The 18122-nt window shown below is 60.3% G+C and carries 19 protein-coding genes; 5 read left to right on the forward strand and 14 right to left on the reverse strand.

Annotated features, from left to right (window positions below; all coding sequences use genetic code 11):
• Window positions 1–169: 169 nt before the first annotated feature.
• Window positions 170–310 carry a hypothetical protein gene (locus tag KGB20_RS19860; RefSeq protein ID WP_191626082.1) on the reverse strand — a complete coding sequence of 47 codons (141 nt, stop codon included), beginning with the start codon at window positions 308–310 and terminating at the stop codon, window positions 170–172.
• Between KGB20_RS19860 and KGB20_RS19865 the strand changes: the two genes are divergently transcribed.
• Window positions 309–680 (forward strand): hypothetical protein, encoded by a 372-nt coding sequence (locus tag KGB20_RS19865; RefSeq protein WP_057395891.1) that lies wholly within the window; start codon window positions 309–311, stop codon window positions 678–680. The genes KGB20_RS19860 and KGB20_RS19865 overlap by 2 nt on opposite strands.
• A 140-nt stretch (window positions 681–820) precedes the next feature.
• Here the strand turns inward: KGB20_RS19865 and KGB20_RS19870 are convergent, their stop codons facing one another.
• From KGB20_RS19870 to exbB, 6 genes are all read right to left on the reverse strand, one after another.
• A complete protein-coding gene (locus KGB20_RS19870; protein WP_102669407.1) occupies window positions 821–2224 on the reverse strand; it encodes an aminoacyl-tRNA deacylase and HDOD domain-containing protein in 1404 nt (467 codons plus the stop codon).
• Window positions 2225–2302: 78 nt separating this feature from the next.
• Window positions 2303–4378: an ATP-dependent DNA helicase RecG gene (gene recG / locus KGB20_RS19875; protein ID WP_090452170.1), complete on the reverse strand. Its 2076-nt coding sequence runs from the start codon at window positions 4376–4378 to the stop codon at window positions 2303–2305.
• A 9-nt stretch (window positions 4379–4387) separates the two neighbouring features.
• Window positions 4388–5317: a hydrogen peroxide-inducible genes activator gene (locus KGB20_RS19880; RefSeq protein ID WP_008047093.1), complete on the reverse strand. Its 930-nt coding sequence runs from the start codon at window positions 5315–5317 to the stop codon at window positions 4388–4390.
• Window positions 5318–5567: 250 nt separating this feature from the next.
• Window positions 5568–6317: an energy transducer TonB gene (locus tag KGB20_RS19885; protein ID WP_015097375.1), complete on the reverse strand. Its 750-nt coding sequence runs from the start codon at window positions 6315–6317 to the stop codon at window positions 5568–5570.
• Complete coding sequence (gene exbD / locus KGB20_RS19890; protein ID WP_154860885.1) at window positions 6314–6742, reverse strand: TonB system transport protein ExbD; 429 nt, start codon at window positions 6740–6742, stop codon at window positions 6314–6316. Before exbD ends, KGB20_RS19885 begins: the two co-directional genes overlap by 4 nt.
• 6 nt (window positions 6743–6748) lie before the next feature.
• A complete protein-coding gene (gene exbB, locus KGB20_RS19895; protein ID WP_154909784.1) occupies window positions 6749–7720 on the reverse strand; it encodes a tonB-system energizer ExbB in 972 nt (323 codons plus the stop codon).
• Window positions 7721–7908: 188 nt separating this feature from the next.
• Between exbB and KGB20_RS19900 the strand changes: the two genes are divergently transcribed.
• Window positions 7909–8766, forward strand: coding sequence for an SDR family oxidoreductase (locus tag KGB20_RS19900; RefSeq protein WP_150812725.1), 858 nt, complete (start codon window positions 7909–7911; stop codon window positions 8764–8766).
• 141 nt (window positions 8767–8907) lie between these two features.
• Here KGB20_RS19900 and KGB20_RS19905 read toward each other — a convergent pair whose 3' ends face one another.
• The 6 genes from KGB20_RS19905 to KGB20_RS19930 all read right to left on the reverse strand — a co-directional run bounded on the left by KGB20_RS19905 (window position 8908) and on the right by KGB20_RS19930 (window position 14211).
• Window positions 8908–9648 (reverse strand): hypothetical protein, encoded by a 741-nt coding sequence (locus tag KGB20_RS19905; RefSeq protein WP_154909786.1) that lies wholly within the window; start codon window positions 9646–9648, stop codon window positions 8908–8910.
• Between the two features lie 67 nt (window positions 9649–9715).
• Window positions 9716–10096 (reverse strand): RidA family protein, encoded by a 381-nt coding sequence (locus KGB20_RS19910; RefSeq protein WP_003229509.1) that lies wholly within the window; start codon window positions 10094–10096, stop codon window positions 9716–9718.
• 24 nt (window positions 10097–10120) lie between these two features.
• On the reverse strand, window positions 10121–12226 hold the full coding sequence (gene spoT, locus KGB20_RS19915; RefSeq protein ID WP_150812727.1) for a bifunctional GTP diphosphokinase/guanosine-3',5'-bis pyrophosphate 3'-pyrophosphohydrolase: 2106 nt from the start codon (window positions 12224–12226) through the stop codon (window positions 10121–10123).
• Between the two features lie 57 nt (window positions 12227–12283).
• The gene (gene rpoZ, locus KGB20_RS19920) at window positions 12284–12547 is read right to left on the reverse strand and encodes a DNA-directed RNA polymerase subunit omega (protein ID WP_007921129.1); all 264 of its coding nucleotides are present in this window, start codon (window positions 12545–12547) and stop codon (window positions 12284–12286) included.
• A 167-nt stretch (window positions 12548–12714) separates the two neighbouring features.
• Entirely contained in the window at window positions 12715–13335 is a 621-nt protein-coding gene (gene gmk / locus KGB20_RS19925; protein WP_046038947.1) for a guanylate kinase, read from the reverse strand.
• A 12-nt stretch (window positions 13336–13347) separates the two neighbouring features.
• The gene (locus KGB20_RS19930) at window positions 13348–14211 is read right to left on the reverse strand and encodes a YicC/YloC family endoribonuclease (RefSeq protein ID WP_057712739.1); all 864 of its coding nucleotides are present in this window, start codon (window positions 14209–14211) and stop codon (window positions 13348–13350) included.
• Window positions 14212–14479: 268 nt separating this feature from the next.
• Between KGB20_RS19930 and rph the strand changes: the two genes are divergently transcribed.
• The 3 genes from rph to gltS all read left to right on the forward strand — a co-directional run bounded on the left by rph (window position 14480) and on the right by gltS (window position 17201).
• Window positions 14480–15202 carry a ribonuclease PH gene (rph, locus tag KGB20_RS19935; protein WP_057395880.1) on the forward strand — a complete coding sequence of 241 codons (723 nt, stop codon included), beginning with the start codon at window positions 14480–14482 and terminating at the stop codon, window positions 15200–15202.
• Between the two features lie 28 nt (window positions 15203–15230).
• Window positions 15231–15599: a DUF4870 domain-containing protein gene (locus tag KGB20_RS19940; protein ID WP_057712740.1), complete on the forward strand. Its 369-nt coding sequence runs from the start codon at window positions 15231–15233 to the stop codon at window positions 15597–15599.
• Between the two features lie 393 nt (window positions 15600–15992).
• A complete protein-coding gene (gene gltS, locus KGB20_RS19945) occupies window positions 15993–17201 on the forward strand; it encodes a sodium/glutamate symporter (protein ID WP_150812729.1) in 1209 nt (402 codons plus the stop codon).
• 107 nt (window positions 17202–17308) lie between these two features.
• Here gltS and KGB20_RS19950 read toward each other — a convergent pair whose 3' ends face one another.
• Complete coding sequence (locus tag KGB20_RS19950; protein ID WP_003229491.1) at window positions 17309–18088, reverse strand: exodeoxyribonuclease III; 780 nt, start codon at window positions 18086–18088, stop codon at window positions 17309–17311.
• Window positions 18089–18122 lie beyond the last annotated feature (34 nt).

Consider the following 18122-nt stretch of genomic DNA (forward strand, 5'->3'; position numbering starts at 1 on the left):
CTTTCGGGAAGTAAGGTACCTTGGCCTCGATGTTCACCTTGGATAAAGCGCTTCATGGGCGATCCCTGCGATGAATTCCTCAGAAATCATAGCAAGGGTTCACGAAGGCGTTTTTACACACTCTGGGCCAAATTCTGCCGGTAGAAGCATCCCGCCGGGAGTGACGGCATCACTCTATTTGTTTCGTGACTTGGTAGTCATCAGCGTCAAAAATAACATCATCTCCCGCTAACGATACACAACAGTGGCGTTCTCGTTCGAAGCCGTTAAACTGCCCCAGCCGTTCATTTTTCTTCTGAGGCTTACGCATGAAATTTCGTTTTCTGCTGTGGATGCTGGGTTTGTTGATGGGTAAGGCCAGCCGGACCAATCCGGCGTTTCAGCAGCAGTTGGGTGACAAGGACCTGGTGTTTCAACTGCAGACCCTGGACGGGAAAGTGGCGCGGCATTTCCGCGTGAAGGACCAGCGCATCACCAGTCAATCGGGTGTGCATGCCGAGCCTGCGTTTGCGATTGCCTTTAAAGACGCCGCGTATGGCTTTGCCACGATGCAGGCGAAGAACAAGCAGCTGGCGTTCATGACGGGGATTCAGGACAAGTCGATTCAGATCAAGGGCAACCCGGCGCTGGTGATCTGGTTCCAGGGGCTGACGAAGTATTTGAAGCCGAAGAAGGTGTAGGAGCGAGCTTGCTCGCGAGAAACTCAAGGCCCCCGCGGTTATCCAGGATGCACGCGTCATCGTTGACGACTTTCGCGAGCAGGCTCGCTCCTACAAGGTTTTGGTGATCCTTGTGGGAGCGAGCTTGCTCGCGATGTTTTTCAGCCCTGCGTGAACTGCGACGCCAGTTCACGCAGCAACACTTCAGCTTCCAGCACTTTGCTTACCACGTCGTTGGCTTTTTCGCGGCTCAGGCCGAGGCGTTCAAGCAGGGCGTCGGGGATGTCTTCGTCGGGGCCGGAGCCGATGTTGCGGCTGCGCAGCAGGCGCACGGCCAGGCAGACCAGGTTCGGGTACTCGGCGTAGGCGCCGTCGTAGGCCGGGTCGTGCTGGAAGCGCAGCGCCGTGGACAGTTCTTCGGGCATGTCCCAGTGGCGCATCAGCCATGCGCCGATCTGTTCGCGGCTGATGCCCAGCAGGTGTTGCTCGATGTAGCTGTGGCACAGGTGCGGGTTGACCTCCAGGTGACGGCAGATCAGCGAGAAGTGCGGCGGGAACACATGGGCCAGCAGCAGGTAGCCGAAGTTGTGCAGCAGGCCGGCGAGGTAGGTCAGGCCGGCTTCCGGACGCTGGGCGCGCGGCATGGCGCGGGTCAGGCCTTCGATGACGGCGGCGGTGTAGATCGATTGCTGCCAGTACGGGGTGGAGTGTTGCGGGTGGTCCTTGGGCAGGCTCAGGGTTTTGCCCAGGGCCAGGCCCAGCGCCAGGTTGATCACCAGGTCGAAGCCCAGCACGCGCACGATGGCGTCTTCAACGGAGCGGATCTTGCCCGGCGACGCGTAGTAGGGCGATGCCGCCCAGCTCACCACTTGTGCGGCCAGCGCCGGGTCGGTTTCGACCACGCCAGTGATGTCGTCGATGGTGGCGTTGGGGTCGACGCGCAGCTTGATGATTTTTTGCGCGGTTTCGGCCAGCGGCGGAATTTCGATGGTCGCTTCCAGACGCTGCTGGATACGCCGTGCGGTGAACGCCTGGACGGCCTGGGTGATTTCCTCGCGGTCGTCATCGGGGCGGTCGAGGTTGGGACGGATGCTGGTCAGGTTTTCGCCGAAGTTGGCGGCGCTGGCCTTGGTCAGCATGGTCGCCTTGAAGTCTTCGCTGGTGATTTCCAGCAGCACGCCCGGCTCACCGGAGTTGATCAGCAACTTCGGCTCGCGCAGCAGGCTTTCGTCATACAGGCACGGTGAACTGGTCAGCGCCGGCAAGCCCGGCAGCAAGCTGAGATTGTGCTTGCCGAGCATTTTTGTCAGGCGTTCGGTGGGTACGGCGGCGAGGCGGCGACCGGTGAGCTCGGTCAGGCGATTGAGGTCCAGCAATTGGCTCTGCGGGAACAGCACCATCAATACGCCAATGCTGTCATCCAGGAGAACAGCCTGCACTTTGCGCGCGGCATTGAGACCGTGACGGTCCAGCACCTCTTCGTAGGCAATGCCCAGCTTGCCCAGCATCAGCCGAATAACCGACGGAGCGTGCGGGGTGTCGGGTGCGAAGGCAACGTCGGTCATGGTCTGTATCCGGACTTAAACAATTGCAGGAGTATAACCAGCTTGCTTGGGGCCACGCCTCAGAAACCGTGACGGTTGTCACACTTGGCCGTATTGTTGGCCATGACGCAGCCATCGATCGAGTAGCGGGCTGACGTGGGTCGGCCAGCGCTCGAGCAATGCCTGGGCGGCATCCCGCACGGCGGGCAGCAAATCGGCATCGCGCATCAGGTCGGCGACCTTGAATTGAAGTAAACCTGTCTGCCGGGTGCCGAGCATTTCGCCGGGGCCGCGCAGTTCCAGATCCTTTTCGGCGATGACGAAACCATCGTTGGTTTCACGCATGATGCCCAGGCGCTGGCGGCCGATCTGCGACAGCGGCGGATGGTAGAGCAGCACGCAATGGCTGACGGCGCTGCCCCGGCCGACGCGGCCGCGCAACTGGTGCAATTGCGCCAGGCCCAGGCGTTCAGGGTTCTCGATGATCATCAGGCTGGCGTTGGGCACGTCCACGCCGACTTCGATCACCGTGGTCGCGACCAGCAATTGCAGGTTGCCGGCCTTGAATTCGGCCATCACCGCGGCTTTTTCCGCAGGCTTCATGCGGCCGTGGATCAGCCCGACTTTCAGTTCGCCGAGGGCGGCGGTAAGGTCCTCAAACGTGGTTTCGGCGGCCTGGCAGGTCAGCTCTTCCGACTCTTCGATCAGCGTGCACACCCAATAGGCCTGACGCCCTTCTGCGCAAGCGCTGCGCACTCGCTCGATGACTTCGACCCGCCGGGTGTCGGTGATCAGCACGGTGTTGACCGGGGTTCGGCCGGGGGGCAGTTCGTCGAGGATCGAGGTGTCGAGGTCGGCGTAGGCACTCATGGCCAGCGTGCGCGGAATCGGCGTGGCGGTCATGATCAGCTGGTGCGGGCACATGCGCCCGCCGACGCCTTTCTGCCGCAGGGCCAGACGCTGCTGTACGCCGAAACGGTGCTGTTCGTCGATGATCACCAGTGCCAGGTTCTTGAATTGCACTTCGTCCTGGAACAGCGCGTGGGTGCCGACCACCATCGGCGTGCCGTTGGCGATTTGCTCCAGTGCGGCGACGCGGTTCTTGCCCTTGAGCTTGCCGGCCAACCATGCGACTTCGATGCCCAGCGGTTCGAGCCAGCGCTTGAAGGTGATGAAGTGCTGCTCGGCGAGAATCTCGGTGGGCGCCATCAGCGCAACCTGATAACCGGCCTCCAGCGCTTGCAGCGCGGCAAGGGCGGCGACCACGGTTTTGCCGGCGCCGACATCGCCCTGGATCAGCCGCAGCATCGGTTCGTGCTGGCTGAGGTCATAGGCGATTTCGTTGCCAACCCGCTGCTGGGCACCGGTCGGGCTGAAGCCGAGGTTGGCCAGGTATTTGGCTGGCAGCTTCGTTGCCTTGGGCATCGCTGGAGCACGCAGGGCGCGCATGCTTTCACGAAGGCGCTGTTGCGACAGTTGATGGGTCAGCAGTTCTTCGAAAGCCAGACGGTGCTGCGCCCAGTGGTGACCGAGGGCCAGTTCATCGACGTCGGCATCGGCGGGCGGGTTGTGCAGGTAGCGGATCGCATCGGCCAGCGGCGCCAGTTGGTAGTCGCGGGCCAGTTCGCTCGGCAGCCAGTCGGGCAGGCTGCTGGGGCCGAGCAGGGTGAGGGTCTGCATGCACAACTGGCGCAAGCGCTGTTGGGTCAGGCCCTCGGTGAGCGGGTAGACCGGGGTCAGGGTTTCATCCACTGGCGGCGGTTCGTCGCCGGTGATGGCGCGGTATTCCGGGTGGTAGATCTCCAGCCCCGAAGCACCGGGCCGCGCTTCGCCGTAGCAGCGAATCCGCGTGCCGCGTTTGAGGCCTTCCTTTTGCGCGTTGCTGAAATGGTAGAAGCGCAGGCTGAGTCCGCCGGTGCCATCCTGCAACCGGACCACCAGGCTGCGCCGACGCCCCATGACCACATCGGCACCGCTGACAGTGCCTTCGATGACCGCATCCTGACCGGGCCGCAGTGCGCCGATCGGCACCACGCGAGTGCGGTCCTGATAACGCAGGGGCAGGTGAAACAACACGTCCTGGAGGTTTTCCAGGCCGACCTTGGCCAGTTTCTCGGCCATGGCTTCACCGACACCCTTGAGTGCCGTCACCGACACTTGCGACAACTCGCTCATGACCGTTGCTTAGCCCGCAGCGACTTGCGCCGCTGGCTTGGCCACCGAGCACAGGCGAATGGAGTCGGCGAGGATTTCAATCGCTTTCGGGCGCGGGAAGCTGGCGCGCCAGGCAATGGCCACGGTGCGGAACGGTACGGGTGCCGACAACGGACGCACCTCGATTACGCCGGGGGCGTAGTGATGGCTGTCGACCGCCGACAACGGCAGGATCGAAATCCCGAGACCCGAGGCGACCATGTGGCGAATGGTTTCCAGGGAGCTGGATTCCACCGTGGTGTGCTTGGCGCCGTCGTTGCCTTTGGTCAGGGTCGGGCAGGCTTCCAATACCTGATCGCGGAAGCAGTGGCCTTCGCCGAGCAGCAACAGGCTCTTGTCATTGAGCAGGCTGGCGTCGATGGATTCCTTTTGTGTCCACGGGTGCTGCGCCGGCATCAGCACGTAGAACGGCTCGTCGTAGAGCTGCAGGGTCAGCACGTCGGCTTCATTGAACGGCAGGGCGATGATGATCGCGTCGAGCTCGCCGTTGCGCAGTTTGTCGCGCAGCACGTGGGTGAAGTTTTCTTCGATGTACAACGGCATCTGCGGGGCGACCCGGTGCAGTTGTGGAATCAGATGCGGAAACAGGTACGGCCCGACGGTGTAGATCGCGCCGACTTTGAGTGGGGCGGTCAGCTGGTTCTTGCCGGCCTGGGCCAGTTCGCGGATGCCTTGGGCTTGTTCCAATACCTTTTGGGCCTGGGCCACGATGCCTTCGCCGACCGGCGTCAGGCGCACGGCGCTTTTGCTGCGCTCGAAAATCAGCACACCGAGTTCGTCTTCAAGCTTTTTCACACCCACCGACAGGGTCGGCTGGCTGACGTGGCAACGCTCGGCCGCGTGGCCGAAGTGCTGCTCTTGGGCGAGGGTAACGATGTAGCGTAATTCTGTGAGGGTCATAGCAAGCGTCCATGTAGTTGCGGGCCAAGCATACCGGCTGCAATCGATAGACGCACGTTATCAGACTGAGACTGTCGCGTGACACCGGGTTATACCGGTTTGCCGCTGGCAGATAAGCGAAAGGCACCTTTCGGTGCCTTTTATCGTTGAAGCGTGATCATGGGGGGCGGGCTTGCTCGCGAAAGCGGTGTGCCAATCAACATGGATGTTGAATGTGTCGGCCTCTTCGCGAGCAAGCCCGCTCCCACATTTACCGCCGGCGTTTTTCCAGCGAATAAACAAACGGTGCAACGATTTCGATGGAGCCATTGGTCAGCATGTCGGCCGGTGGCTTGGGCAGCGGTTGGGCGCGACGGATCATTTCCAGAGTGGCCCGGTCCAGATCGGCAGTGCCCGAGGCGCCTACCAGCTCAAACGACAACACATTGCCTTCGGCATCCACGACGAAACGCAGACGGTTCATGCCTTCCTTGCCCCGCGCCTGGGCACTTGCAGGGTACTTTTTGTACTTCTGCAGGTGTGCCAACAGCGTGCCTTGCCAACTGGCCTTGGCCGCCAATTGAGCAGGCGATGGGCCCGGCGCAGGCTGGGCGGATTTCTCCGTTGGTGCCTGAGTCTGTTGCGTTTCGGCAGGCTTTTCCTCGGCCGGTTTTTCCTTCGGCGGTTCGGGTTTTTTCTCTACCGGCTTGGGCGGTTGCGGCTTCGGCTTGGGTTTGACCGGCTTGGGCACGGCAATTTCAGCTTTCGGCGCTTCAGCGAGCTTGGGTATCGGCAGTTCTTCAACCGGAGCCGGTGGCTGCGGCGGGGTGACGACCTTCGGCGGGGCAGGCGGTGGCGGGGCAGGAACCGGTGCCAGTTCGACCATCATTGCCTGAGGGGGCAATTCGATGGGCGGACGGGCGGACCAGTTCAACGCCAGCGCGATGGCCAGCGCGTGAACGCCCAGCACCACGGCCAGGCTACCGCTGTAACGCGTCAGCTTATGGCGCGTCGTGATCATTTCTTGGCTGCCGTCTCGAGTCCGACCAGACCTACCTTCAGGTAACCGGCGGAACGCAGGTTGTCCATCACGCTCATCAGGTCGCCGTAATCCACGCCTTTGTCGGCCTGGAAGAAGATTGTCGTGTCTTTCTTGCCCTGGGTCTTGGCGTCGAGGGTGGCGCCGAGTGCTTCGGCCTTCACTTCGTCTTCACCAAGGAACAGGCGCTGGTCAGCCTTGACGCTGAGGAACACCGGTTTCTCTGGCCGCGGAGCCGGCTTGGCGGTCGAGGCGGGCAGGTCGACCTTGATGTCCACGGTGGCCAGCGGAGCCGCCACCATGAAAATGATCAACAGCACCAACATCACGTCAATGAACGGCGTAACGTTGATTTCGTGGTTTTCGGCCAGATCGTCGTCTGCCCCTTCTTTCAAATGCAGGCCCATGGCCGATTACCCCACTTTCACCATGTGCGGTTGCGAGCTGCGCTCAGGCTGGTGGTCGAGGTCGCGGCTGACCAACAGCAGGACCTGTGCCGACGCATCGGACACCTGAGCCTTGTAACCGGCGATGGAGCGGGCAAAGACGTTGTAGATCACGACCGCAGGGATAGCTGCAACCAGGCCCAGCGCGGTAGCCAGCAAGGCTTCGGCGATACCGGGGGCGACGACGGCGAGGTTGGTGGTCTGGGTCTTGGCGATGCCGATGAAGCTGTTCATGATGCCCCATACGGTACCGAACAGGCCGACGAACGGCGCGGTGGAACCGATGGTGGCCAGCACGCCGGTGCCGCTGCTCATGTTGCGACCGCAGGCCGCGACCAGGCGCTCAAGACGGAAGCTGACGCGTTCCTTGATGCCTTCTTTCTCACGGCTGTTGACCGACAGGCGCATCTCTTCAAGGGCATCATGTACCAGCAGGTTGGCCAGGGTGCCTTCCTTCGCCGCGGTGGCGCTGGCTTCCTTGAGGGAGGTGGATTTTTTCAGTTGAGCGATTTCACCGCGCAGACGACGCTTGGCGCCCATCAGCTCAAGACCCTTGGCGATCCAGATGGTCCAGGTGATGATCGAGGCGATGGCCAGGCCGATCATCACGATTTTCACGATGATGTCGGCGTTCTTGTACATGCCCCACGGCGACAGGTCGTGGGCCATGCCCAGGGTGTTGTCGGCTTCGAGGACTTCAGGGACGTCTTCACCCAACGCTTCTGTCGGTGCGGCCTGGGCAGGATCGGTCGCGACCGGAGCAACGGCCGGGGCGGCGTGATCGGCCGGCGCAGGCGCGGTGGCGGCTGGTGTGGCTGGCGCCTGGGCATCGGCGAAAGCGGCGACTGGCGCGAGCATCAGGCTGAAGAACAGGGCGGCCACCGCGCTCCAGGCGCGAGGTCGTTTGGTTGGCGAAGCGGAGAATTGATTGCGTGTCATGCTGGCCGGACCTGAGAGAAAAAACGGGTGATGTTCTTCCAGGCCTCGAAGGCCGAGAACAAAAGTGGGGAGGCATTATTGCAAGTAATTCTTGTTAACAGAAGTAATAGCGTCTCTTTTTTTCCTGCATTACTAGCCGCCTGTCTGTTGCCGGCGCTAGTCTGTGGCTTTCCGATGGGAGTTTTCTGATGTCTGCGCCTACTGTTTTGATCGCCGGCTGCGGTGATGTCGGCAGCCGCCTGGCCACACAATTGCTGGCGGCGGGATGGGAGGTCCATGGCCTGCGACGCGACGTTTCACGCCTGCCCAAGGGCGTCATCGGCGTGGCCGGTGACCTGTTCAACAAAGACTGCCCGGACACTTGGCCAATCGGCGCCGTGGATTACCTGGTGTATTGCGCGGCGGCCACCGATCACGACGAAGCCGGTTACCGCGCTGCGTATGTTCAGGGTCTGGAGCATGTGCTGGAGTGGCTGGACGACTACGGGCAGATGCCCAATCGCCTGTTGTTCGTTTCCAGCAGCAGTGTCTACGGTCAGCAGAATGGCGAATGGGTCGACGAGGCTTCACCGGCCGTGGCGGCGGGCTATTCCGGACGTGTGATGCTCGAAGCCGAGCAACTTGCCCTCAAGAGCGGCATTCCGGCCAGTATCGTGCGCCTGACCGGCATTTACGGTCCCGGCCGTGAATGGCTGCTGACCCAGGTGCGCCGGGGTTATCGCGTGGCGGTCGAGCCACCGTTGTATGCCAATCGGATTCATGCCGACGATGCCGCAGGGTTGATCGCGTGCCTGCTTGAGGCGGATCGGCGAGGCGTGGCGCTGGATGATGTCTACATCGGCGTCGATGACGCGCCGGCAGCGCTGGCCGATGTGGTGGGCTGGTTGCGCGAATATCTGGGTGTGACCGAATGGGCCGATGACGACAGCGTGCGTCGCACTGGCAGCAAGCGCTGCAGCAATGCGCGGGCCAAAGCGTTGGGCTGGACGCCGAAGTATCCGAGTTTTCGCGAGGGGTATGCGGCGATCATTGAAGGGCGCTGCTGACATTCAGTCACCAGAAACCAAAATGTGGGAGCGGGCTTGCTCGCGAAAGCGGTGTATCAGTCAACATCAACGTTGAATGATAGATAGCCTTCGCGAGCAAGCCCGCTCCCACATTAAAACTTCTTTGCAGCTAGATCCGGGTTATTGCTTCTCCAGCAACCACTTGCGATCACCCGGCGTGTATTGAGGCATCTCGTCCGCCTGCGCCGTGTTCACGGTCTGGAAAATCTCCAGCTCTTTGCCCTTGCGCGCAAAGATCCAGGCGTTGCCCTGGCCATTGAGTTGCAGCCAAATGTTGTCATTGCCGCCGCTCATGGATGCGCAATCGCCGGCCAGGCACAACGCATAGCGGTCGCTGCCCGGCAGGCCGGTCACCTGGCCGTCGGCCTGGAATTGAACCGTGTTGCCTTCGCCCGGGCCGTTGACGATTGTCCAGCCGCCACCCATGTAGGCTGAATACAGGGCACGCTCGAAGGTGGCACCCATCGGTGCGCCATCCGGTACCTGGATCTGTACGCGGTCGAAGACTTGCTCAGGCTCATTGTCGCTGGCGGACTGGCTCAGTTGCTTGCCGTCACGCTTCAGCTCACTGGCCGAGCTGCCATAAAAGTCGACTTTCCAGGCGCCGGAGTCTTCACCCAGCAGCTTGCCATCGACATTTTCAAAACCGTTGGTGTAGCGGGCCTGACCGGCCTTGGTGTTGATGTCCCATTCCAGGTTCGGGCCATAGGCCTGGAGCGCTTCACGCAGGGGGACGCCTTTGGCGGCAGCATCGATCGCCACCTGGTTGATCCAGGTGCCGCTGATGTCACGGTCGGCAGGGTTGCTGGCACATCCGCCCAGGAACAGGGCAAGCAGCGAGAGAACAAGCGCGTTGCGCATGGTGGAATCCTTTCAAGCTTTCTTTACAGCAGAGCAGTCGGCGCAGCCCGAGGCTGCGCCGTACGCATTACTCGATGACCAGGATGGCATCCATTTCGACCTGCGAACCCTTTGGCAGGGCGGCTACGCCGATGGCGGCGCGTGCAGGGTAAGGCTGGTCGAAGTACTTGCCCATGATCTCGTTGACCTTGGCGAAGTGGCTCAGGTCGGTGAGGAAGATGTTCAGCTTGACGATGTCCTTGAACGAACCGCCGGCAGCTTCAGCCACGGCCTTGAGGTTCTCGAATACCTGGACGGTCTGGGCTTCGAAGCCTTCAACCAGTTCCATGGTTTTTGGGTCCAGGGGAATCTGACCCGACATGTAAACGGTGTTGCCAGCCTTGATCGCCTGGGAGTAAGTACCGATGGCGGCCGGGGCCTTGTCGCTGGTGATAACAGTCTTGGTCATGTAGGACTCCTTGTAATTAGGGGCTTAGGCGCGCATGCGGGTGATGCGAATCACCCCGGTCAAGGCGCGCAGTTTCTTGATCACGCGGGCCAGGTGCACGCGGTCGTGCACGCTGACCACCAACTGGACCACGCTGATGCGCCCATCGCGTTCGTCCATGCTGATTTTCTCGATGTTGCCGTCGGCGGCGTTGACGCTGCTGGCCAGCAGGGCGATCAGGCCGCGCTGGTGCTCCAGCTCGACGCGCAGCTCGACGTTGAATTCGCCGGTGACATCCTTGGCCCACGAGAGCTGGATGCATTTTTCCGGGTTGTGGCGGATTTCGCTGATATTGCGGCAGTTGTCCAGGTGCACGACCATGCCTTTGCCGGCGGACAGGTGGCCGACAATCGGGTCACCCGGGATCGGCGTGCAACACTTGGCGTAGCTGAGCACCAGGCCTTCGGTGCCGCGAATCGCCAGCGGGCCTTCAGGGCTTGGCAACTGTTCGCCTTCGCCCAGCAACCGGCGGGCCACTACATAGGCCATGCGATTGCCCAGGCCGATATCTTCCAGCAGGTCTTCGATCAGTTCCAGGCGGTACTCGACCAGCATGGCCTTGATGCGCTCGGCCGGGATTTTCTCCAGCGAGCTGTCGAACCCGTTGAGGACCTTGTTCAGCAGGCGCTCGCCGAGGCTGATGGATTCGGAGCGGCGTTGCAGCTTCAGTGCGTGGCGTATGTGTGTGCGCGCCTTGCCGGTGACCACGAAGTTGAGCCAGGCCGGGTTCGGCCGTGCGCCGGGAGCGCTGACGATCTCGACCGTGGAGCCGCTTTGCAGCGGTTCGGACAGAGGCGCGAGTCGACGGTTGATCCGGCAGGCGATGCAGCTGTTGCCGACGTCGGTGTGCACCGCGTAAGCGAAGTCGACCGCCGTGGAGCCCTTGGGCAGCTCCATGATCCGGCCTTTGGGCGTGAACACGTAGACCTCGTCCGGGAACAGGTCGATCTTCACGCTTTCGATGAATTCCAGCGAGTTGCCGGCGCGTTGCTGCATTTCCAGCACGCCCTTGACCCACTGGCGGGCGCGGGCATGGGTGCCTTTTGGCTGCTCGTCGCCGCTGGATTTGTACAGCCAATGGGCGGCGATGCCGTTGTTGGCCATCTCTTCCATTTCGCGGGTGCGGATCTGGATCTCGATCGGCACACCGTGCATGCCAAACAGCGTGGTGTGCAGCGACTGATAGCCGTTGGCCTTGGGGATCGCGATGTAATCCTTGAAGCGCCCCGGCAGCGGTTTATATAAGTTATGTACAGCACCCAGCACGCGGTAGCAGGTATCGACCTTGTCGACGATGATCCGGAACGCGTAGACGTCCATGATCTCGTTGAAGGCCCGACGCTTGCCGCGCATTTTCTTGTAGATGCCGTAGAGGTGTTTCTGGCGACCGCTGACCTCGCCCTGGATGCCATCGATGGCCAGGCAGTGGCTTAAGGATTCTTCGATCTTGTTGACGATTTCCTTGCGGTTGCCCCGGGCGCGTTTGACGGCCTGGTAGATCCGCGCGGAACGCATCGGGTGCATGGCCTTGAAACCGAGGTCTTCGAACTCTATGCGGATGGCGTGCATGCCCAGCCGGTTGGCGATGGGCGCATAGATTTCCAGGGTTTCCTTGGCGATGCGCCGGCGTTTTTCGCCGGACAGCACTTCCAGCGTGCGCATGTTGTGCAGGCGGTCGGCCAGCTTGACCAGGATCACGCGAATGTCGCGGGCCATGGCCATGGCCATTTTCTGGAAGTTTTCGGCTTGGGCCTCGGCCTTGGTCTCGAAATTCATCTGGGTCAGTTTGCTGACCCCGTCGACGAGTTCCGCCACGGTTTCGCCGAACTGCGCTTGCAGCGCTTCCTTGGCAATACCGGTGTCTTCGATCACGTCATGCAGCATCGCGGCCATCAGGCTCTGATGGTCCATGTGCATGTCGGCAAGAATATTCGCAACCGCGAGTGGGTGCGTGACGTACGCCTCGCCGCTACGGCGGCGTTGGCCGTCGTGGGCTTGTTCGGCGTAGAAATACGCTCGGCGGACCAGGTTGACCTGGTCCTTGCCGAGGTAGGTCGATAAGCGATCGGCGAGGGCGTCTATGCTCGGCATGATGTCTCCTGCCGTAAGCTTTTATCCCGCGCCGTGCTACGTCGACCAGGCATAGGCTTAGACGGCCTCGTTGGACTCGTCCTCGAATGCAGCAAAAAGCGGTTCATCTTCAACGATTTCGGCTTCGGCGATAGCTGCGTAGTCGATCAGGCCTTCAGCGATTTCGCGCAGGGCAACGACGGTAGGCTTGTCGTTTTCCCATGCTACTTTCGGCTCTTTGCCGCCGGTGGCCAGTTGACGGGCACGCTTGGTAGAGAGCATGACCAGCTCAAAGCGGTTATCCACGTGTTCTAGGCAGTCTTCAACGGTTACGCGGGCCATGGTCTTCCTCGTAGCAAATGCAATATGCGCGCTGCCCGGATGGGCGAGCGGACTCGACAGTTTAAAAAATCACCAGCGTTTAGGGAAGCGCTGATTTTTTGACCAAGCCCTTCAACGCGCTGCAAGTACCAATGTAAAGCCCTTGCAGCGGTTTTGGGAAGAGCTGATTAACCGAGCAATTCAGCCAGCAATTTGCCGTGACGCTGTTGCTGACGCTTTTGAATCAGCTGATTGGCGCGGAAAATCGCCTTCAGATCGTGCAGCGCGTGGGCGAAATCGTCGTTGATGATCAGGTAGTCGTAGTCGACGTAGTGGCTCATTTCGCTGACGGCTTCGCGCATCCGGCCGTCGATGACTTCGTCACTGTCCTGGCCGCGATTGGTCAGGCGCTGGTGCAGGGCCTGCAATGACGGCGGCAGAATGAAGATCGAGCGGGCCTGAGGCATCAGCTTGCGCACTTGCTCGGCACCTTGCCAGTCGATTTCCAGAATCAGGTCGTGGCCTTCGTCCAGGGTTTGCTGCAGGTGGCTTTGCGAGGTGCCGTAGAGGTTGCCGAACACTTCGGCGCGCTCGAGGAAGTCCCCGTGCTCGATCATCTTCACGAACTCGCTGCGGTCGACGAAGTGATAGTTCACGCCATTCACTTCACCGGGGCGCATGGCGCGGGTGGTGTGGGAGACCGAGACGCGGATCTCCGGATTTGCGTCGGTCAAAGCCTTGACCAGACTGCTCTTGCCCGCGCCCGAAGGAGCGGAAATGATGTACAGGGTGCCGGTGCTGTGTGTCATGTCGGGGTAGCCTTACTCAATATTCTGCACTTGTTCGCGCATCTGCTCGATCAACACCTTGAGGTTGACCGCAGCCTGGGTGCTGCGCGGGTCGAAGGCTTTGGAGCCCAGTGTATTGGCTTCGCGGTTGAGTTCCTGCATCAGGAAGTCCAGGCGCCGACCGGCGGCACCGCCGGATTTGAGCACCCGGCGAACTTCGATGATGTGAGTGCTCAGGCGATCCAGTTCTTCGGCGACGTCACTTTTTTGCGCGAGCATGACCATTTCCTGCTCCAGGCGCTGCGGATCCATCTCGGCCTTCATGTCGGCGAAACGGTCGAGGACTTTCTGGCGCTGGGTGGCGAGCATTTGCGGGACCAGTTCGCGCAAGGTCACCACGTCTTCTTCGATGGCGCTCAGGCGCTCGTTGATCAGCCGCGCCAGCTCCGCGCCTTCGCGCTCGCGGCCGGCCTTCAGCTCCTTGAGGCCCTGATTGAACAGTGCCAGCGCTTCGGCGTTCAAGGCTTGCGGGTCGGTGGCGTCGCCTACCAGTACGCCGGGCCAGGCAAGGACCTCCAGCGGGTTCAGCGCTGCCGGATTCTTGATCAGGCTGGCGATGGTCTCGGCGGCGGCGACCAGTTGCGCGGCGCGCTCCTGATCGATTTGCAGCGCCTTGCCGGTGTTTTCTTCGGTGAAGCGCAGGGTGCATTCAAGCTTGCCCCGCGATACACCCTGGCGCAGGGCTTCACGAACAGCGCCCTCGAGGTCGCGAAAGGACTCCGGCAGGCGCAGGTGGGGTTCCAGGTAGCGGCTGTTGACCGAGCGCAGTTCCCAGCTCAGGGTGCCCTGGACGCCGGCTTTTTCGACGCGGGCGAAGGCGGTCATGCTGTGCACCATGGAGGTACCTCGCAAGGCAGATCGGCACAGAACCAAGGTTCCGGGAATCCGATATCAATGAATTAAAGCCGACTGGCAGCAAAGGCGCAGGATTGTAGCGCAGTGGCGCGGATGCGCCCAAACACACAGTGTGACAAAGAGCGGCAGGCCTGCAGCGGCGCGCGGTACAGAGCCCTCGGTCGTCGGCGGATTTTTTTAGAAGTGCCCAGTGGCGGCCGTCGGCTCTATAATGCTCCGCAGTTTTCCGTCCCCAGTACAGGTACTCCCTATGATACGTCCAAGTGGTCGCGCTGCCGATCAGCTCCGCTCGATCCGCATCACCCGCAACTACACCAAACACGCCGAGGGTTCTGTGCTGGTCGAGTTCGGTGATACCAAGGTCATCTGCACCGTCAGCGTTGAACCGGGCGTACCGCGTTTCCTGAAAGGCCAGGGCCAGGGTTGGTTGACTGCCGAGTACGGCATGCTGCCGCGTGCTACCGGCGAGCGTAACCAGCGTGAAGCCAGCCGTGGCAAGCAAGGCGGCCGCACCTTGGAAATCCAGCGTCTGATCGGTCGCTCCCTGCGCGCTGCGCTGGACATGTCCAAACTGGGCGACATCACCCTGTACGTCGACTGCGATGTGATCCAGGCTGATGGCGGCACCCGCACGGCTTCGATCACCGGCTCCATGGTGGCGCTGATCGATGCCTTGAAAGTCATCAAGAAGCGTGGCGGCCTGAAGGGCGGCGACCCGGTCAAACAGATGATCGCCGCTGTTTCCGTGGGCATGTACAAGGGTGAACCGGTGCTCGACCTCGATTACCTGGAAGACTCGGCCGCCGAGACTGACCTGAACGTGGTAATGACCAGCGCTGGCGGCTTCATCGAAGTCCAGGGCACTGCCGAAGGCGCGCCGTTCCAGCCTGAAGAGCTGAACGCCATGCTCGAACTGGCCAAGAAAGGCATGAACGAGATCTTCGAACTGCAAAAGGCCGCCCTGGCCGACTGACCGGGCTGCTCCAGACAAGGAGGACACCATGAGTGACGAGCAACTGCCGCTGCCCACGCCGAGCCAAGAGGCGCGTCAGTGGGCCATGTTTTGCCACTTGTCCGCCTTGCTGGGGATCTGGATTCCGTTCGGTACGATCATCGGCCCGCTGATTCTCTGGCAGATCAAGCGCGAGATGGACCCGTTCATCGATGCCCAGGGCAAGGAAGCGCTGAACTTTCAGATAACGGTGGCGATCGCCTCGGCTATCTGCTTCTTGCTGATGCTGGTGATTATCGGGTTCTTCCTGTTTGGCCTGATCGCGATCGGTGCGCTGGTGCTAACGATCATTGCCGGGGTGAAGGCCAATGAAGGGCAGCCTTATCGGTATCCGTTCACATGGCGGTTGATCAAGTAAGCCAAGACACTGCTGTTGTTTGACGCACACTTCAGCGCAATTCAAAACAAATGCCCCGACATGTCGGGGCATTTGTTTTTTTGCAATCAGATTAATCTCTATTATTGCGTGTTTTGTTGCTCGCTATTCAAACTAAGTTAATTCGTGCGCATAATATTTTTTACACGTTTAGACACAAACTGCAAAGCTCAGTGCCGCTTGTAGGCTTGGCAATTGGACTTGGCGGTTGATAAGGTTGGCCCAAGCAATATTTATCAAGAAATATTTCGATATATTCAGACCATTGACGGCTCCTGAATCTAATACCAATCAGTGTTGAGATCCATCAACCTGTTCAAGAGGCGTGTCCAGGTAAAAAGTTCGCCCCTGAATATATAAGCAAGAATATCCAGAATGCTTCAGCTCGATTTTTATGGAACATTAGTAGCGGCCTCTTTAGTACTTTTGCTGGGGCGCGGACTTGTCACGCGTGTCGGTTTTTTACGCGCCTACAATATCCCCGAACCTGTAGCAGGTGGCCTGGTGGTTGCCTTGGTTCTCCTGGTTTTGCGCGGCTTTGATGCTGAGGTCCGGTTCGACACTTCGTTGCAGACACCCTTGATGTTGGCGTTTTTCGCCACCATTGGCTTGAGTGCAGATTTCGCCAGCCTGAAGAAGGGCGGGCGGGTGGTGGGTGTTTTCATACTGGCGGTCACCGGGCTTTTACTGGTCCAGAATGCCATGGGTATCGGTCTTGCGAGTCTCTTGGGGCTCGATCCCTTGATGGGCCTGCTGACAGGCTCGGTTACGTTGGCCGGCGGCCACGGTACGGGTGCTGCATGGGGGGCTACGTTCAGTGAGAAGTACGGTCTGGCATCTGCCTCCGAGCTTGCGATGGCCTCTGCGACGTTTGGATTGGTGCTGGGCGGATTGATCGGTGGGCCAGTTGCTCGCCACCTCATCAAGCGCGTACAAGTACCCGGCTGCGTTGATCAAGAAAAACCACGGGTGCCAAAAGGCTTTGAACAGCCAAACAAAGAGCGCTCGATCACACCCTTTTCGTTTATCGAGACGCTCGCGCTGATCGCCGTCAGCCTGCTGGCAGGTACTCTTCTGAACGAGATGCTCCACGGAAGCGCATTCGAGTTGCCGACGTTCGTTTGTGTCTTGTTCGTGGGTGTACTTTTGCGAAACGGGCTTTCAGCGCTTGGCTTGTATCAAGTGTTTGAGCGTGAAGTCTCCGTGCTTGGGAATGTCAGCTTGTCGCTGTTTCTGGCAATTGCTCTCATGTCACTCAAACTCTGGGATCTGGCCGCATTGGCTTTGCCGATCTTCATCATCCTTGCGGCGCAAACGCTGGTCATGGCACTGTTTGCGATTTTCGTGACGTTCAGGGTCATGGGTAGTAACTACGATGCGGCTGTACTGGCGGCAGGACACTGCGGTTTTGGACTGGGGGCCACGCCAACTGCCATCGCTAACATGCAAGCGGTGACGCAGCGCTACGGGCCTTCGCAGATAGCGTTCCTGGTGGTGCCCATGGTGGGCGCTTTCTTCATCGACATCATTAATGTCATTGTGATCAAGTTGTATCTCGCTCTGCCGTTTTTCGCCGCGGCTTGAAGTTCTGGTCGATGGGAACCTCTGGATAGAGTGCATAAAAAAATGCCCGTATCTTGCGATACGGGCATTTTTTCGACCATCCGTCATACTGCTCAGTGAAAAATCACTTAGATCGTCAGCGTCCAGTCGTAGTCCACGATCAGCGGCGCGTGTTGCGAGAACCGCGGCTGGCGTGGCAGGCGTGCGCTGCGTACGAAGCGGCGCAGGCCCGGGGTCAGCAGTTGATAGTCGAAGCGCCAACCGAGGTTGAGCATCTCCGCCTGTTCGTTGTCCGGCCACCAGCTGTACTGGTCGCCTTCCCGGCTGACTTCCCGCAGGGCGTCGACATAACCCATGTTGCCGACAATCTCGTCCATCCAGGCACGTTCAGGTGCCAGGAAGCCCGGAGATTGCTGGCTGTCGCGCCAGTTCTTGATGTCGAGCTTCTGCTGCGCCACGTACAGCGAGCCACAATAAATGTACTCGCGGCGTTTGCGCCGCTGCTTGTCCAGGTACTTGCCGAAGTCGTCCATGAGCTTGAACTTCTGGTTCAAATCCTCATCGCCGTTCATCCCCGAAGGAAGCAGCAAGGTGGCAATACTGACTTTGTCGAAATCTGCTTGCAGGTAGCGCCCGTAGCGGTCGGCCGTCTCGAAACCGAGACCGCTGATGACAGCCTTCGGTTGCAGCCGCGAATACAAAGCCACGCCACCTTGGGCGGGGACTTCAGCATCGCAGGCATAAAGGAAGTAGCCATCCAGTTGGAAGGCTGGGTCATCCAGTTCAAAGGCGGAGGCACGGGTGTCCTGCAGGCAGATGACGTCGGCATTCTGTGCTTGCAGCCAACTGAGCAAACCACGCTCGACTGCAGCCTGAATACCATTGACGTTCACACTGATGATCCGCATAAATGGCCCCAAAAATCGCGTGCGTGTATGATAC

This window comes from Pseudomonas sp. BF-R-30 (assembly GCF_019956175.1).
Classification (GTDB): Bacteria; Pseudomonadota; Gammaproteobacteria; order Pseudomonadales; family Pseudomonadaceae; genus Aquipseudomonas; species Aquipseudomonas jessenii.

Excerpts from the sequence above, each read along its gene's own strand:
- KGB20_RS19930 (WP_057712739.1), bottom strand. The coding sequence starts at position 14,211 with ATGGTGCACAGCATGACCGCCTTCGCCCGCGTCGAAAAAGCCGGCGTC.
- exbD (WP_154860885.1), bottom strand. The coding sequence starts at position 6,742 with ATGGGCCTGCATTTGAAAGAAGGGGCAGACGACGATCTGGCCGAAAAC.
- KGB20_RS19905 (WP_154909786.1), bottom strand. The coding sequence starts at position 9,648 with ATGCGCAACGCGCTTGTTCTCTCGCTGCTTGCCCTGTTCCTGGGCGGA.
- KGB20_RS19880 (WP_008047093.1), bottom strand. The coding sequence starts at position 5,317 with ATGACCCTCACAGAATTACGCTACATCGTTACCCTCGCCCAAGAGCAG.
- KGB20_RS19870 (WP_102669407.1), bottom strand. The coding sequence starts at position 2,224 with ATGACCGACGTTGCCTTCGCACCCGACACCCCGCACGCTCCGTCGGTT.
- rph (WP_057395880.1), top strand. The coding sequence starts at position 14,480 with ATGATACGTCCAAGTGGTCGCGCTGCCGATCAGCTCCGCTCGATCCGC.
- KGB20_RS19940 (WP_057712740.1), top strand. The coding sequence starts at position 15,231 with ATGAGTGACGAGCAACTGCCGCTGCCCACGCCGAGCCAAGAGGCGCGT.
- KGB20_RS19950 (WP_003229491.1), bottom strand. The coding sequence starts at position 18,088 with ATGCGGATCATCAGTGTGAACGTCAATGGTATTCAGGCTGCAGTCGAG.
- KGB20_RS19885 (WP_015097375.1), bottom strand. The coding sequence starts at position 6,317 with ATGATCACGACGCGCCATAAGCTGACGCGTTACAGCGGTAGCCTGGCC.
- recG (WP_090452170.1), bottom strand. The coding sequence starts at position 4,378 with ATGAGCGAGTTGTCGCAAGTGTCGGTGACGGCACTCAAGGGTGTCGGT.
- gltS (WP_150812729.1), top strand. The coding sequence starts at position 15,993 with ATGCTTCAGCTCGATTTTTATGGAACATTAGTAGCGGCCTCTTTAGTA.
- spoT (WP_150812727.1), bottom strand. The coding sequence starts at position 12,226 with ATGCCGAGCATAGACGCCCTCGCCGATCGCTTATCGACCTACCTCGGC.
- KGB20_RS19900 (WP_150812725.1), top strand. The coding sequence starts at position 7,909 with ATGTCTGCGCCTACTGTTTTGATCGCCGGCTGCGGTGATGTCGGCAGC.
- KGB20_RS19910 (WP_003229509.1), bottom strand. The coding sequence starts at position 10,096 with ATGACCAAGACTGTTATCACCAGCGACAAGGCCCCGGCCGCCATCGGT.
- rpoZ (WP_007921129.1), bottom strand. The coding sequence starts at position 12,547 with ATGGCCCGCGTAACCGTTGAAGACTGCCTAGAACACGTGGATAACCGC.
- KGB20_RS19860 (WP_191626082.1), bottom strand. The coding sequence starts at position 310 with ATGCGTAAGCCTCAGAAGAAAAATGAACGGCTGGGGCAGTTTAACGGC.
- KGB20_RS19865 (WP_057395891.1), top strand. The coding sequence starts at position 309 with ATGAAATTTCGTTTTCTGCTGTGGATGCTGGGTTTGTTGATGGGTAAG.
- gmk (WP_046038947.1), bottom strand. The coding sequence starts at position 13,335 with ATGACACACAGCACCGGCACCCTGTACATCATTTCCGCTCCTTCGGGC.
- exbB (WP_154909784.1), bottom strand. The coding sequence starts at position 7,720 with ATGACACGCAATCAATTCTCCGCTTCGCCAACCAAACGACCTCGCGCC.